General features: G+C 69.8%; 14 protein-coding genes. 5 read left to right on the forward strand and 9 right to left on the reverse strand.

The features are described from left to right. A complete protein-coding gene (locus EY822_RS13045) occupies positions 1-273 on the forward strand; it encodes an HPr family phosphocarrier protein (protein WP_150308639.1) in 273 nt (90 codons plus the stop codon). A 42-nt stretch (positions 274-315) separates the two neighbouring features. On the opposite strand, the gene EY822_RS13050 is transcribed toward EY822_RS13045, so the two are convergent. The 5 genes from EY822_RS13050 to EY822_RS15510 form a co-directional block, all read right to left on the reverse strand. Further along, positions 316-1782, reverse strand: coding sequence for an SDR family oxidoreductase (locus EY822_RS13050; RefSeq protein WP_150308640.1), 1467 nt, complete (start codon positions 1780-1782; stop codon positions 316-318). A 129-nt stretch (positions 1783-1911) separates the two neighbouring features. Further along, complete coding sequence (locus EY822_RS13055) at positions 1912-2520, reverse strand: hypothetical protein (RefSeq protein ID WP_150308641.1); 609 nt, start codon at positions 2518-2520, stop codon at positions 1912-1914. 9 nt (positions 2521-2529) lie between these two features. Continuing rightward, on the reverse strand, positions 2530-3411 hold the full coding sequence (locus tag EY822_RS13060) for an endonuclease/exonuclease/phosphatase family protein (protein WP_150308642.1): 882 nt from the start codon (positions 3409-3411) through the stop codon (positions 2530-2532). A 44-nt stretch (positions 3412-3455) separates the two neighbouring features. Then, on the reverse strand, positions 3456-5558 hold the full coding sequence (locus EY822_RS13065; protein WP_150308643.1) for a bifunctional metallophosphatase/5'-nucleotidase: 2103 nt from the start codon (positions 5556-5558) through the stop codon (positions 3456-3458). Positions 5559-5671: 113 nt separating this feature from the next. Then, entirely contained in the window at positions 5672-6334 is a 663-nt protein-coding gene (locus tag EY822_RS15510) for an AAA family ATPase (RefSeq protein ID WP_227497339.1), read from the reverse strand. Between the two features lie 44 nt (positions 6335-6378). On the opposite strand from EY822_RS15510, the gene EY822_RS15515 reads away from it, so the two are divergent. Next, on the forward strand, positions 6379-6564 hold the full coding sequence (locus EY822_RS15515; protein WP_227497282.1) for a hypothetical protein: 186 nt from the start codon (positions 6379-6381) through the stop codon (positions 6562-6564). A 781-nt stretch (positions 6565-7345) separates the two neighbouring features. Here the strand turns inward: EY822_RS15515 and EY822_RS13075 are convergent. Then, positions 7346-8005 carry an SAM-dependent methyltransferase gene (locus tag EY822_RS13075; protein ID WP_150308644.1) on the reverse strand — a complete coding sequence of 220 codons (660 nt, stop codon included), beginning with the start codon at positions 8003-8005 and terminating at the stop codon, positions 7346-7348. Between the two features lie 5 nt (positions 8006-8010). Beyond that, on the reverse strand, positions 8011-9132 hold the full coding sequence (locus EY822_RS13080) for an NAD(P)/FAD-dependent oxidoreductase (RefSeq protein WP_150308645.1): 1122 nt from the start codon (positions 9130-9132) through the stop codon (positions 8011-8013). Between the two features lie 71 nt (positions 9133-9203). Between EY822_RS13080 and EY822_RS13085 the strand changes: the two genes are divergently transcribed. Next, positions 9204-9803 (forward strand): helix-turn-helix domain-containing protein, encoded by a 600-nt coding sequence (locus tag EY822_RS13085; RefSeq protein WP_150308646.1) that lies wholly within the window; start codon positions 9204-9206, stop codon positions 9801-9803. Between the two features lie 147 nt (positions 9804-9950). Then, positions 9951-10646, forward strand: a complete 696-nt coding sequence (locus EY822_RS13090; RefSeq protein ID WP_150308647.1) for a hypothetical protein — start codon at positions 9951-9953, stop codon at positions 10644-10646. Between the two features lie 42 nt (positions 10647-10688). Here EY822_RS13090 and EY822_RS13095 read toward each other — a convergent pair whose 3' ends face one another. Then, complete coding sequence (locus tag EY822_RS13095; protein WP_150308648.1) at positions 10689-11729, reverse strand: TerC family protein; 1041 nt, start codon at positions 11727-11729, stop codon at positions 10689-10691. Between the two features lie 254 nt (positions 11730-11983). Between EY822_RS13095 and EY822_RS13100 the strand changes: the two genes are divergently transcribed. Next, positions 11984-13117 (forward strand): Gfo/Idh/MocA family protein, encoded by a 1134-nt coding sequence (locus EY822_RS13100; RefSeq protein ID WP_150308649.1) that lies wholly within the window; start codon positions 11984-11986, stop codon positions 13115-13117. Here EY822_RS13100 and EY822_RS13105 read toward each other — a convergent pair. Next, a complete protein-coding gene (locus EY822_RS13105) occupies positions 13114-15522 on the reverse strand; it encodes a beta-xylosidase/alpha-l-arabinosidase (RefSeq protein WP_150308650.1) in 2409 nt (802 codons plus the stop codon). The two genes, EY822_RS13100 and EY822_RS13105, sit on opposite strands and share 4 nt — an antisense overlap. Positions 15523-15651: the final 129 nt, after the last annotated feature.

A 15651-nucleotide genomic window follows, 5' to 3' on the forward strand; every position in this document is an offset into this window, starting at 1 on the left:
ATGGCCGAGCGCCACGCCACCATCGCCAGCCGCGTCGGGCTGCACGCCCGCCCCGCATCCCTCTTCATCGAGGCCGTTGCGAAGCAGCCGGTGCCGGTGACCATCAGCAAGAACGGAAGCACTCCGCTGAACGCGGCGAGCATCCTCTCGATCATGAGCCTCGGTGCCGCTCACGGCGAGGTCGTCACCCTCGCAGCCGAGGGCGAAGGCGCCGAGAAGGCGCTCGACGAGCTCGCGGCCCTGCTCGAGACGGACCTCGACGCCGTCGAGTAGCTCCTCCGCTAGTTCCCTAGCGGAACCTCCAGGCCCGCCGGCTCACCAGTCGGCGGGCCTGTAGTTCTTCAGGAACACGCCCGACACGTCTTCGCCCTGCTCGCCCCGCACGATCGGGTCGTACACGCGCGCCGCACCATCGACGAGGTCGAGGGGCGCGTGGAAGCCTTCCTCGGCGAGGCGGATCTTCGTGGGGTGCGGGCGCTCGTCGGTGATCCAGCCCGTGTCCACGCTCGTCATCAGGATGCCGTCGGTCTCCCGCATCTCGCGGGCGCTGGTGCGGGTGAGCATGTTGAGTGCGGCCTTCGCCATGTTGGTGTGCGGGTGTCCCGGGCCCTTGTAGCCGCGGGAGAAGACTCCCTCCATCGCCGAGACGTTCACGACGTACGTGCGCCGGGCGGGGGAGGCGGCGAGGGCGGGACGGAGTCGGCTGACCAGCAGGAACGGCGCGGTCACGTTGGCGAGTTGCACCTCGAGCATCTCCAACGGGTCCACCTCCTGCACGTGCTGCGACCAGCTGTTCGACGCGTGCAGGTCGGGCACGAGACCTCCGGCGTCGATCGCCGTGCCGTCCGCGTGGCGGGCGAGCGAGGAGGAGCCGGGCGCGAGAGCGAGATCGGTGAGCTGCGCCGCGGAAAGCCCGACGGCGTCGGCGAGGATCGGATGCGCGGCGACCGACGCGGCGAGGGCCTCCGGATGCGCGTCGTTGGTGTGTCCGAACGTGAGCATCTCCGGTAGCAGACCGTCGGGCAGCGGTGCCGATTCCGCCTCGGCCAGCCGCGAGTACGAGCCGGGGGAGCGTCGCACGGTCTGCGCCGCGTTGTTGATGAGGATGTCGAGGGGACCCTGTTCCGCGACCGAGTCGGCGAGGGCGATCACCTGCGCCGGGTCTCGGAGGTCGAGGCCGACGATGCGGAGGCGGTGCAGCCAGTCCCCGGAGTCGGGCAGCCCGGCGAAGCGACGCACGGCGTCCCGCGGGAAGCGCGTGGTGATGGTGGTGTGCGCCCCGTCGCGGAGCAGCCGCAGGGCGATGTGCATGCCGATCTTCGCGCGCCCTCCAGTGAGGAGGGCACGCTTGCCGGAGAGATCCGCGCTGGCGGTGCGCTTGGCGGAGTTGAGGCGGGCGCAGTCGGGGCAGAGCTGGTGGTAGAAGGCGTCGACCGACGTGTAGTGCGTCTTGCAGATGTAGCAGGGCCGGGAGCGGAGCAGGGTTCCGGCGGTCGGCGAGGTGGTACCGATCGAGAGCTCGATGCCGCGGGTCTCGTCGTCAATGCGGTCTGCGGCGCCGGTGGCCGTGGCGGCGATCACGGCTTTGTCCGCAAGAGCGATGACGCTGCGCTTCTCCAACCGGCGGTGCTTCTTGACCGATTTGAACATGCGTGCGGTGGCCCGACGCACCGCGATGAAGTCGGGGTGCTCCTCGTCGATCCCCGCCAGCGACTCCAGCACGCGCAGCGTGGTTCCGAGGTCGACGGGGTCGATGGGGGAGGGAGAGGCGTCGAAGGTCACAGAAGATCGTACCCGAGGCTGCGGTGTGCCCCGACGAACGAGCCCGCCCGGGTGAGCGCCCGGCCCGAGCGCGCTACCGGTGCTGAGCGATTGCTCCGGCTCCGGCACCCCGGATGCCGGAGAAAGTGCTCAGTCGACGGAGGTCAGTTCGGACCGTGTCGGCACCCAGCGACTGTGCGCCGTGAAGAAGCCCAGCAGAGTGCCCGCGACGAACGATCCGAGACCCCCCGCCGCGAGGTCGCCGATCGTGTCGTCGTAGTTCACGAAGATCGACGCGTCGACGAAGTTGTGCCCCATCCACTCCGCGAACTCCCACAGCACGCCGATCGACAGACCGAACGAGGTGGTGAGCACCGTGCCGCTGAGGTCGGAGCCGCTCGACACGGGTGACCCGGATCGCGCCGTGAGACGGACGAACAGGAGGAACGCCACCACCGCGGCCAACCCGTTGGTGAGGAAGTGGATGACGATGTCCCATCCGGGCACGGTCGTGTACAGGTCGAGAACGCTGCTCCAGGCCGCCACCAGCACCACGACACCGAACGGGGCATCGAGCGCGGCCCGAGCGCCGAGGAAGCGGGGAAGCACGAGCCCGAGCATCGCCAGGGCGAATACGGCGGTCTCGACCAGGCCGAGGAACACGGCCGCGACCCCGAAGCTCACCAGCCCCGCCATGCGTACGGCATCGGCGAGAACCTCCGGAGCACCGCGAGGTGCTCGCAGGAACGTTTCCATCACCCCTGCAGACTAACCGCCGGTCGCTGGGGAATCGGCTAACGCGCCGACGCGCAGCACCGCCTGCACGGGCTCGTGGTCGGATGCCGCGGCACCGTCGAACCGCGCCGCGTTGATGCCGCAGCGAGCGACCCGGATGCCGCCACTGACGAGGATCCAGTCGATCTGCCTTCCTCCGACCCGCGGAGCACGGTACCGCGAGTAGGTACCCCAGGATTCGGTGAGTCGGCGGTCGGCATCGGTCCAGGCGTCGCGGAACGGCCCGGCATCGACGAGCTCGCGGTAGGGCGCGGTGGCTACGGCGGTATTCGCGTCGCCGAGCAGCACCGTGGGCGCCGTCGCGGTACGGGCGATCCCGGCGAGCATCCGCGCGGAACGCAGCCGGGAGCGGGCGGAGAGGTGGTCGAGGTGGGTGTTGAGCACGCTCAGGCGCGCGCCCGTTGCCAGATCGACGAATTGCGCGCGCACAGCAATGCGGGGAAACAGGTTGCCCCAGGATCGCGATCCCGGCACGTCGGGGGAGTCCGACAGGGCGTATTGAGCCCAGTCGGTCAGCCGGAGGCGCTGGGAATCGAAGAGGATGGCGCACTGCTCCCCGCCGCCGTCGGGATTCCTGCCGCGACCGACCGCCGCGAACGACGGACCGAGGCCCTCGGTGAGGAACCGCACCTGCCCCGGAACGGCCTCCTGCACTCCCAGCACCGACGGCTGCTCCGACAGGAGCAACCGCCGGAGGGCCGGTGCGCGAGTGCTCCAGGCGTCCGGACCGCCCCGGCGGAGGGAGGGCACCGGGCGCCGCACGTTGAGGGTCATGACGTGCAGGTCTGGGGCCGGCACCGCACCGATCAGTGCGGCGTCGGAAGGCGCCGGTTCGATGCCTCCCGATGCCGTCATGCCGCCAGCGTAGACGCCGGCGGCATGACGGGCAGGGTGGGACCTCAGTGCTGCGAACCGGCGGCGGTGCGGCGGCGTGCGCCGAACCAGAGGAGTCCGCCGACGCCCATCAGGGCTGCGGCGATGCCGATCGGCAGCGCCGCATCGGACCCCGTGCTGGCGAGCGAACCGGGGCGGCGGTCACCGGTGTCCCGGTTCCCCGCCGTGCCCGTGCCGTTCCCCGTTCCGGTTCCGCTGCCGCCGCTTCCTGCGCCCGGCGCGGGCGTCGGGTCGGGGCTGGGCGCCGGTGCCGGGGTGGTCGGCGAGGGCTCGGGTGTCGGTGTCGGTGTCGGGGTGGTCGGCGTCGGCTCGGGCGAGGTGGTGACGAGGCTCCAGTTCTGCTCGAAGAAGTCCGCCGGGTCGATGACCCCGCGCTCGCTCGCCCACTCGATCAGCAACTGGCGGATCTCGAGGAGCTCGTTATAGACGACCGGTGCCTCCGCCACGTGCGGGAAGGCGCCGCCGCCACTCTGACGGTAGTTGTTCACCGCGAGGATGAACTCGTCGTCATCCGCCAGCGGCGAGCCGTCGGGCAGGGTGAGCCCGACGATGCGCGAACCGACCGGCTGCGAGATGTCGATGGTGTAGTTCAGGCCGGGAAGGGCGTCGAAGTTGTAGTCCGGCACGCCCGTCGGGCGGTCGGGGTACACGGCGTTCGTCCCCGTCTCCGGGTCGAACTCCGCGCCCTCCTCCACCTGCACGAAATAGCGGGCGGAATACTCGAGGTAGTCGCGCACCTCGGCGCCGGTCATCCGCACCCCTCGGAGCGTGTTCTCGAAGATGTACAGGCCGGCGATGTCGCGGATGGTCACCTCGCCCTCCGGGAAGAGCGCGGTGCGCGAGAACGGCGAGGCCTGCGAGATCACCGGGATGTCGGCCCACTCGGTCCCCTCGAGGGCCGCATCCACCGTGTCGGCCTGCACCCGGTTGATGAAGTCGATGATCGCGGTGTCCTCGTAGCGCGACGACGCGGCCGGCAGTGCCGTGACGCTGGTCGCGACCGGCGTGTTGACGTAGTCGATCGTCGCCTGGTGCTGGTCGGCGAGTGCGGCGACCACCGACTCGTCCTCGGTGGCGATGTCGCTGCCGTAGTGCGCCGTGGCGACCGGAGCGCCGGCGTCGGACCAGTCCACGTCAAAGCCGCCGTCGGCGTCGGGCAGCAGGGTGAGGGTGACCTCGGTCACGCTCTGCGCCCAGTAGAAGGGCTGCGTCAGCAGCACCTTCTCGCCGGCCACGTTGGTGTAGACCTTGCCCGGAATGTCCTGGTGACTGTGGCCGGCGACGAGCACGTCGATGCCCGGCACCTGGTAGGCGATGTTGTTGACCACGTCCTCGTTGAGGTCGGCGGGGTCGTATTCGGTGTCCGGGACCGTCCCCTCGCCGGTGTGCGCGATCACGACGACCACGTCGGCCTGGTCCGCGACGACCGGGACCCACTCCTTCGCCGCGGTCACCATGTCCTGGAACTCGAGCACGCCCTCGACGTACTGCTTGTCCCACACCCGCACGCCGGGCGTGACGAGGCCGAGGACACCGATCGTCACGGTCTCGCCGTCGATGGTCCGCTCGATCAGGGTGTAGGGGTCGTGATACGGCTTGCCCGTCGCGACATCGATCACGTTGGCGCCGAGCAACGGCGCGTCGAGGCCCTCGTCGTAGGCGCTCAACAGGTCGAGCCCGTAGTTGTACTCGTGATTGCCCACCACCTGGGCGTCGTAGCCGATGGTGTTGAAGGCCTGCGCCATGGGGTGAACGGTGCTGCCGTCGAGCACGGCCGCGGCACCGTCGCCGAGGCCGTAGTAGTACGTGAGGGGTGTGCCCTGGATGGCGTCGCCGTTGTCGACCACGACGACGGCTTCCTCGCCCTCCCGTACTCGCACGTCATCCACCACGGTGGCGACCCGGGCGAGACCGAGTGCCTCGTCGGCCGGGTACTCCGCGTTGGCGAAGTAATCCCAGTTGACTACGTGCCCATGGGTGTCCGTGGTCGACATCAACGTCAGTTCGACGCCGTCCGTCGGCAGCTCCGCCGCTGCTGCGGCGGGCGCCGCGAGCGTGAGGGCGACACCCGCGAGGGTGACTCCGCTCAGGGTTCGAGAAAAGCGCATCAGGCTCCTGTTCATCGGAAGTATGTGGGGAAACGTTATCCGGATCGCGTGAACAGCGCGTTACGCGATCGAGATCTCGGAATCGGGCGCACCGTGACACCTGCGGCACGTGCTCATCCGAGCCCGGCGAAGTCGTCGGCTGGGCCGTCTGCTCCGGTTGTCTCACCCGCTCCACCGAGCAACCGTCGAGTGAGTGCCGCTCCGGTGGCCAACAGCGTGTCGAGCGCCTCGGCAAGATCCGCGTCGGTCGGGGAATCGCCACGGATGGCAGCGCGGAGCACGGTGCGACGCATCAGTTCCTTCGCGAAGGATCCGGTCGTTCCGTCTGCGGCCAGGGCGGCCGCCTCCAGGGCCTTCTCGCTGAGGGGGAGCCCACCGGCGTATCGGCGGAACAGCCGGCGGCGCGTCTCGAAACCCGGCAGGGGGATCTCCACGCCGAGGTCGACGCGTCCCGGCCGATCGGCGAGTGCGTGCTCGAGCACGTCCACCCGGTTCGTCGTCATCACGAACGCGATGTCCGCGTCGCCGTCCAGACCGTCGAGCACGTCGAGCACCTCGAAGAGGAGCGGTTGCGGCGTATAGGTGCGCTCCATCGCGACGAGGTCGATGTCTTCGAGCACCACGATCGATGGCGTGAAGGTGCGGGCGATCTCGGCAGCCGCGGTGACGAACTGAATGCTCGATCCCGTGAGCACGATGGCGGTGACGTTCGGCGTTCGCGCCAGCAGGTGCCGAACGGTGAGAGTCTTGCCCGTGCCGGGTGGGCCGTACAGCAGGACCCCCGCTTGAGGTGTTGACCGGACGCGAGGAGAGTCCGCCGATGCTCACCGATGCCGACGACGTGATCGACGACGTTGTCGAGGATGCCGGCCTCGAGCACGATGGCGTCCTCCGGCACGTCCGGACGGGGGAGGAACGACGCCCCGGCCGACTGGCCGTACTGGGTCGCCCGAAAGGACAGAACCTGCCCGCGGAGCACGCTGGAGTCGATCATCTGCGCCCGTAGCCGGGAGAGGAAGGACGCGACCGCATCCTGGTTAGGGGCCATGATCTCGAGTTGGGCGTGCTCCCGCCCGAACTGCGGAGCGGGACCGCGCTGAATGAGCGCGATCGGCGTGCCCTCGTGTCGGAGCAGACGCAACCCGAACTGAACCACCCGACGCGAGCTGTCGGGGCCGGTGGCGAGCGTCGCATAGGCGACAGGACCGACGTCGAATCGCCCGTGCGCGTTCGACACGAGGTCCGACAGGGAACTGTGGAAGCGTTGTTCCCCGCCCGTCACCCCGAACAGGGAGTCCGGGGAATCGCCCGCGATGACGTCGAGCGCGATATCAGCATCCACGAGCCGATGCGGCGGAAGCTCCTCGGTGACGATCGGCACCGCCGCAGCATCAGTGCCGAGGTATTCGCTGAGGAAGTCTCCGAGCGGCGTCCGTTCGTCACGGAGGTCCGCCATGGCCAGCTCCGAAGCGCGTTGCATGTAGCCGGCGACGGCTCGCAGGAGATCGCGGTCGAGAGGGTCGAGCGGCATACCGCCCCCAATCCGGCGGCACGGCGCCATCCGTTCACCCTAGCCGCGCACGCCCCCGAGGGGAGAGTACGGTTCACCCATCACCGACTACGCGAGCCGGCGTGTGACCGATCGGAATGCTCATGAGCAACGCCACCTCCACTCCGGATCCCGACGAGTCCGTCGACCCGAAGGATGTCGATCCGGAGACGGGTACCGATAAGGAGGACAAGCCGGTCGACAACCCGTCCGGCTGACGCCACCGTCTCGGCGCCTCTCAGCGATCGCGCCGCACCCGCAGAACGGTATCGATAACCGGATGGGCGGTGCCGTCCGGACGAATGGCGTGCCGATCGACGAGGTCATTGGTCTCGACGACCCAGCCGTCGTCCAGGTGGAGCGACGCGAGCACCTCGTCGGGCGTCGGAAGGGGAAGGGCGTTCTGATCGTGCTCGCCGGAGCCCGATCGCGGCGGCCCGCCATGGCCGACGACGAGAAGTCGGCCCCCACGGCCCACCGCGGCGGCCGCGCGCCGCAGGATTCGCTCGCGCGGAAGCTCGACGGGGGAGTGCAGGAACGCCGCGGTGACCAGGTCGTACCGCATCATCGGCTGCCAGGCCGCGAGATCCGCTCGCACCCAGTCGATCCGGTCGGCGAGTCCCTCCTGCAGCGCTCTCGCTGCCCCGACGGCGAGGGCCGATGCCGAGATGTCGACGGCCGTCACGCTCCATCCTCGGGCCGCGAGCCAGAGCGCGTCCCCGCCCTCGCCGCAGCCGAGGTCGAGGGCGCTGCCCGCGGCGAGGTCGACCACCTCCCGCTCGACCGCCGCGTTGACGGAGCCGCTCCACACCCTCCCGCTCTCTCCACGGTGGGTGAGGTAGCGCGACTCCCAGAACGTGGCGGGATCGGTGGCTGCATCCTCGATTGCGGGAGCCATCCGGGTCACCTCCGTTCCGCGCTGAGAGAGAACGCGGTCGCGTCGCCTAGCCCACGGTCCGCGTCGCTCGAGCCGCCCGCCCGCGCTGCGTCGACCCGCGCGGTCGCTGCGGCGACGTCCACGGCGACGAACTCCCCGTTGAGGGCGAGGGCCGCGGTGGCGCCGGATCCGGCAGCGATCGGGACGAGCGCTGCCGGACTGCTGGAGTTGCCGACCGCCCAGACGCCCTCGACACTGGTCCTGCCGAACGCATCCACGGCGGTCCACGACCCGAAAGGGGTCTCGGTGCGCTCAGCGCCCAGCTGTCGCAACGGCTCGTCCAGGGCCACAGGTGCCGGTTCCGCGAACACCACATCGATCGGCGTCGTCGTTCCGTCCGCCAGTCCGAGGCCGGTGACGGAGTCCCCGTCGGTGACGACGTGCGTGACGGCACAGTGCTCGAACCGCACGCCACGCTCCTCGAGCACGAGCCGGTCGGTCTCAGGGATCGGTCCCGCCAGGGCGGTGAACACGGTGATGTTCGCCGAATACGAGCGCAGCATGTGCGCCTTGTGCAGTCCCGCGACCGAGCCCGCGAGGACCCCGATGGCGCGCCCGGCGGCTTCGTACCCGTCGCAGTACGGGCACGCGACGACCCCGCGACCCCACGCATCGGCGAGACCGGGGATGTCGGGAAGCCGGTCGCGGGTACCCGTGGCGACGATGAGGCGTCGGGCGGTGGCGCGCGCGCCCGTGTCGGTCTCGACCTCGAATCCGCCGTCGATGCGCCGGGTGCGCAGGACCCGCGCATTCTCGATCACACCGTCGACGGCGCGCACCTCGCGGTAGCCGTCGGCGACCAGATCGAGGGGGGAATAGCCGTCGCGACTCAGCACGCCGTGCATGTGCGGAGCGAAGCGGTTGCGTGGCTCGTGCGCGTCGAGCACGAGCACGCTGCGCCGGGCGCGCGCGAGGATGAGCGCGGCACTGAGGCCGGCGACGCCACCGCCGATGATGATCACGTCCCAGTGCTCGTTCTGCATAGGGGAGTCCTGAAGGGGGAAGTCGGGGACGGGTGACGGCTCGATGGGAGATCCGTCGGCGGGAGAAGTCGCGGTGGAGCGGGTGGACAGTTCGTCGTTCGTCATGGTGCCAGCGTGCGGGAATGCTAGCGTGATCGACAACTACCGATGCCGGATCGGCAAAGAGGAGGAGTGCCATGCCCGACGCGTCCCTCGCCCTCATCGGCCCGCGCCTCAAGAGTTGGCGGGAGAAACGGAGCATGACCCTCGCCGACCTCTCCCGGTCGACCGGAATCTCGTCCAGCACGCTCTCCCGGCTGGAGGCGGGCAAGCGAGCGCCGAACCTCGAACTCGTGGTGCCGATCGCGCGGGCGCTGCGGCTCGAGCTCGACGACATCGTCCCGCGCGCCTCACCCGACCCGCGCGTGCCGCGCACCACGAAGCGCATTGGCGAGATCCGCTTCGAGACGCTCTCGCCGGAGTCCAGCCCGGTGCAGACCTACAAGGTCACGCTGCCCGCGAACCCGGCCGGCATTCGTCAGGTTCCCGATCCGAAGGTGCACGACGGTCACGAGTGGCTCTACGTGCTCTCCGGTACCCTGCGACTCGTCCTCGGGGAGCAGGAGGTCACGCTCCGACCGGGTGAGGCGGCCGAGTTCGACACTCACATCCCGCACTGGCTGTCCGCGACCGGCGCCGGCCCGGTTGAGATGTTGTCGATCTTCAGCAAGGAGGGCAAGCGCATCCACCTGCGTGCCCGCCCGTCGACGGCGCCCACGGCCACCACCGGACGCTGAGCCTGTCGAAGGGGCGCCACCCCACGGTCCCTGAGCCTGTCGAAGGGGCGCCACCGCACCCGACGGCGCTTCGACAAGCTCAGCGACCGTACGCGTCCCACCGGGACGACGCGGCGGAGTGATGGGGGGAGGCCTAGGGTGGCTCCCATGGACACCGGGATGCAGGACGTCGCCGGCATCGGCGCCGGCGCAGATCACCTCGATGCCGAGCAGCACCTCCTCCACCGCGGGTGGACGCCCTGCGGTCGCGGTGACTGGGCAATCGCACTCGAGTCACCATCCGGTCGGCTCGCCGCACGGATCAGTCCGTTCGACCCCACCGCTCCCTTCACCGCGGCTCTCTACCGTGAGGGACGCACCACCGGATGGTTCCCGCAGCTCTACCTCGAGCGTCGACTGGAGGGCGGCGGCAGTCTGCTGCTGATGAACTTCCTCCGTCCCCTCGACGGCGCAATCGCTGCCGCGGTACTCCGTCGTCTGGAAGCTCGAGACCCTGGCATCGCCGAGGCGGCCGACCTCGTCGGGCGGATGCACCGCCGGGCGATGAGTGCGCTGCCCTGGTGCGGGCCGGTCGACGACAATCCCTCCAACGTCATGGCGGCCGCCGACGGCACGCCCCGCATCACCGACCCGTTCTATGCGGCGGGGCGGTCCCTCTACGCCGCGGTGCTCGACGCTCCAATCGACGTCGCCCGCGCCATCCCTCGGGAGCAGCGCCGGCACATCCTCGACATCCCCCTCGCCAGTAGCGGCAGCTGGGACCCCGTCGAACGCCTACGGATGCTCGAGGGACTCGCCCGGGCGGACGACGAACTCAGCGCCGAGCACACCGGGCGGCCCTGACGACGGGTCGGCCTCGACACACCGACCATCCGCCGGACCGCGTCAGCCGTGGGAGGATCCGACACCGGTGGTGGCGCGGGTGCGACGGCGGAGGACCGGTTCGAGCGCCGCGACCTCATCCTCGCTCGCGACCCGGAACGCGCCGACCGGGACCGCTTCCACCTCGCGACGACCCTGACCCCGGGTGGCACGGAGACTCGCGACGATGGACACGGTCAGAATGGCGATGACGACCGCGAGGCTCACCGTCGTCGGAATGTACAGCACGTCGAGCAACAGCATCTTGATGCCGACCCAGATCAGCACCGCGGACAGCCCCACCTTGAGGTAGATGAAGCGGTGAATCAGGTCGGCGAGCAGGAAGTACATCGCCCGCAGCCCGAGGATCGCGAACGCGTTGGCGGTGAACACCAGGAACGGTTCGCTGGTGACGGCGAAGATCGCAGGGATGGAGTCCACTGCGAAGACGATGTCGGTGACCTCCACCAGCACCAGCACCGCGAGCAGCGGGGTGGCGACCACGACACCGGCCTTGCGCACGAGGAATCGCTGTCCGGCGTACGCGTCGGTCATCGGCACGAATCGGCGGAACGCCCTGAGAATCCGGGACTTCTCCGGGTGCACGTGCTCGTTGCGGGAGCGGAACATCCGCCAGCCCGTGTAGATCAGGAACGCCGCGAAGATGTAGAGCACCCAGGAGAAGTTCTCGATCAGTGCGGCGCCGGCGGCGATGAAGATGCCGCGGAAGACGAGTGCACCGAGCACCCCGAGGAAGAGCACCCGGTGCTGGTACTCGCGAGGGACGGCGAACGCGGCGAAGATGATCGCCCACACGAACACGTTGTCCACGGCGAGGGACTTCTCGATCACGTAACCGGCGAAATACTGCTGGCCGAACTCGGCCCCCCACAGCCGCCACACCAGGGCGCCGAATGCGACACCGAGAACGACCCACACCACGGACCACGCCGCAGCTTCGCGCACACCGATCACGTGCGCGTGGCGATGCGCGACAAGATCGACGGCGAGCATCACCAGGATGACTCCGAGTACGGCGAACCACGCCCACAGGGGCACATTCATGACACAGACCTCCACGAGTATTCGTGAAGGTCTCATCGGCCTGTCGGCCCCTGCGCACCGGATCCCGCGGCGGGAACGTACTGACGATGCGGAGCGAGGATTACTCCCCTTCTGCGATCAGCAAAGTCGAGAGGTAGACGTTCTGTCAAGACCACCGAATGACATTCGCGGCGGGAAAGCGCTTGCCTCGCCGGTACGCTGAGAACGTGGGCGGGCGCCGCGACTCGGGCACCCCGGAACCGAGGAGCAGCAGCATGGACGAGGACCGGAATACGCAGCCGCTGCGGGTGGCACTGGTGGGCACCGGGGCGATCGCGGGGATTCACGCCGCCGACCTCCGAGCGGTTGCCGGCATGGAACTCGTCGCCGCCACCGACATCGATCCCCTACGCCTCCGCGACTTCGCCGCACAGTGGGATGTGGCCCGCACCTTCCCCGATCTCGAGTCGCTGCTCGGGGAACTGGGCTCGCCCGACGCGCTCGACATCGTGCACCTGTGCTCACCTCCGGGGCTGCACCGCGAGCAGGCCCTGTCCATCCTCGGCCGGGGCATCTCGGTGCTCTCCGAGAAGCCGCCGACCCTGTCGTTGACAAGCCTCGACGACATCCGGGCGGCCGAGCGGCCGGGTGGTCCGTACTTCGCGACGGTGTCGCAGCATCGCTTCGGGGGACGCGCGGTGTGGCTCCGGGAGATCGTGCGCTCCGGGGCGTTCGGCCGACTTCTGACCGGCGTCTGCAACACGTTCTGGTACCGCCCGGATGCCTACTACGACGTGCCGTGGCGGGGTGAATGGGCCAACGAGGGCGGCGGGCCCACGCTCGGTCTCGGCATCCACCAGGTCGATACGCTGCTGTCGCTGGTCGGGCCGTGGGACGAGGTCGTCGCCGTCGCCGCCCGCCGTGCGCGCACCGTGCAGGCCGAGGATGTCTCGCACGCCATCGTCACGCTCTCGGGGGGAGCGCTGATCAGCGTGGTGAACAGCGTGCTGTCGCCTCGGGAGACGAGTGCCCTTCGGCTGGACTTCGAGCACGCCACGGTGGAGCTCGACCACCTCTACGGCTACACGGACGCCGACTGGCGGGTCACCCCCGCGCCCGGTTCCGAGGATCTGGTGCGGGCCGCGCTCGTCGACGGACCACACGGTGTCCCCTCGGGACACGCGGCTCAGTTCGCGGCGATGGTCGCCGCGGTGCGATCCGGCGGGCCCCTCCCGGTCGACTCGTCGTCCGCCCGCTCCACCCTCGAGCTGATCGCGGCCACCTACGCCTCGGCGTTCACGGGCGCGCGCGTGCGGGCCGGTGACATCGATGAGCGATCGCCGTTCTATTCGAGCATGGAGGGGTCGGGCGCGCCCTGGCCGCACGAGGCGCCCGCGCCGCCGCTCTAGCCCTCCGAACCTCCGTTGCGAGCGACGGCCCTGTCGACCGCCGCCGCCGACGAGGATGCCACCAGGACCCGGGTGTGGTCGACGACGCGTTCGTCGCCGGTCAGCCGCAGTTCCAGCACGTGAGCGATCGCGTCGCTGGAGCGACCCAGCCGCAGTTCCAGCGCGCCGGGCTCCACGATGCGGGTACCCGAGCGTCCGGTGAACGCGGAGAGATCGGCATGCACCGAGAACTCCACGCGCTGGCTGTCACCGGGCTCGAGCTCGACCCGGGAATAGCCGACCAACCGGTTCTCGGGGCGCACGACGCTGGCCACCGGGTCGTGCAGGTAGAGCTGCACGACGTCGGCGCCCGCACGGTCGCCCTCATTGGTGACGGTGACGGTGACGGTGGTGGCCGACGCGGTGTCGATCTCCGCGGATCCGATCGAGGCTTCCGTCCACGCGAACGTGGTGTAGCCGAGGCCGTGACCGAAAGCGAACCGCGCGGTGGGGTCGATGTTGGACACCCCGCTCTTCCGACCCAGCGGTGACGCGAGATACGTGGTGGGCTGGCCGCCGGCCAACGCCGGGATGCTCACGGGGAGGCGCCCGGACGGGTTGACGCGGCCGCTCAGCACACCGGCGATCGCGCCGCCGCCCTCCTCACCCGGGAAGAACGTCTGGAGGATGCCAGCCGCACGCTCGGGCGCATCGTGCAGCACGTACGGGCGACCGGCCACCAGGGTCACCACGGTGGGCGTGCCGGAGTCGAGGACCGCGTCGAGCAGTTCCCACTGGCGACCCGGGAGCTCGAGGGAGGAGGCGTCGCATCCCTCGCCCGATGTGCCCCGCCCGAAGAGGCCCGGCCGGTCACCGAGCACGACCACCGCGAGGTCTGCCTCTTCCGCTGCGGCGACGGCCTCGGCGATGCCGGAGACGTCGTGTCCGTCCACCGATACGCCCTGCACGAACGACACCTCGGCATCCGGGTACTCGGCACGGATCGCCTCGAGCACCGTGCGGATCTCGATGCCGATCGGCAGCTCGGGATGCAGCGTGCCGACATGACCGGGGAACGAGTAGCAACCGAGCAGGTTGAGGGCGTCGTGGGCGTTCGGGCCGAGGACGGCGATGCGCCGCACCTCGGACGGCGGAACGGGAAGGCCGCCGCGGTTGCTGAGCAGCACCACCGCCTCCTCCGCGATGCGCCGGGCCAGGTCGCGATCCGGAGCCGGATCCAGGTCGACACGGCCGCGCACGGCCTCGATGTCGTCGAGGTCCTCGGCGTTCCAGCCCTCGGGCAGGGGCGACCAGTCGTCGTCGAGAAGGCCCAGTTGCGCCTTCTGCAGCAGCACCCGCCGCACTGCGCGGTCCACGAATGCGACGTCGAGGCGACCGGACTCCACTTCGGCCACGAGCGGGTCGGCGAAGGTCTTCACGGTGGGCAACTCCACGTCGACCCCGGCGCGGAGAGCCTGGGCCGCGGCGGAACCCCAGTTCTCGGCTACTCGGTGGAGCGTCTTCAGGAACGCGATGCCGAAGTAGTCGGCGACAACGGTGCCCTCGAAACCCCAGGTGTCGCGCAGCAGCCCGGTGAGGAGCGTCTCATCGGCAGCGGAGGGCACCCCGTCGAGGTCGGTGTAGGAGTGCATCACCGAGCGCACCCCGCTCGAGCGCACGGCCATCTCGAACGGCGGCACCATCACATCGGCGAACTCGCGCGGACCCATCGAGATCGGCGCGAGATTGCGACCCGCCCGCGAGGCGGAATAGCCGATGAAGTGTTTGAGGGTGGCCACGATGCCCGTCGACTCGAGTCCGGACACGTAGGCGGTGGCGATGGTGCCGACGAGGGTGGGATCCTCGCCGACCGTCTCCTCGACCCGCCCCCAGCGCGCGTCGCGCACGACGTCGAGCACGGGCGCGAGGCCCTGGTGCACCCCGACCGACCGCATGCTGGTCCCGATGCGTGCGGCCATCTCGCGCACGAGCTCGGGGTGGAAGGTCGCGCCCCACGAGAGCGGCACCGGATAGGCGGTGGCACCCCACGCGGTGAATCCGGCGAGGCACTCCTCGTGCGCGACAGCCGGGATGCCGAACCGATTGCTGGCCGCGATCCTGCTCTGGCTCCGGGCGAGCGAGACGAGTCCCACCGCGGGGTCCACGGGTGCGGACCCGAAGGGGCGCGTGAGCTGGCCGAGCCCGAACGGCAGAATCGCGTCGAGATCGATGTCGTCGTCCATGTCGTTCTGGTGCGGCGCTACCCCGCCTCCGTCGTTCGCCGCGCCGACCCACACGCCATAGAGCTGGCCCAGCTTCTCGCGGAGGGTCATCTCGGCGATAAGGGCGGTTACCCGATCCTCGGCACTGTCCCCGGCTGCGCGCCAGTCGGTCGAAGTGGTCGGAGGTGAGGTCTCAATCGACATCGTTGTCTGCTCTCGTAACGGGAAAATTGCGCACGAAACAACGAAAGGTTGCCCGTGTCGCCGAGTCTAGGAAGGACCGCGCGTTCGCGTCAAGCCGCGAAACTTATCGCGGAGCGCCCGCGCACGCCG

Origin of the sequence: Planctomonas psychrotolerans, from assembly GCF_008642235.1 — a bacterium.
In the GTDB taxonomy this organism is placed as follows: Bacteria; Actinomycetota; Actinomycetes; order Actinomycetales; family Microbacteriaceae; genus Planctomonas; species Planctomonas psychrotolerans.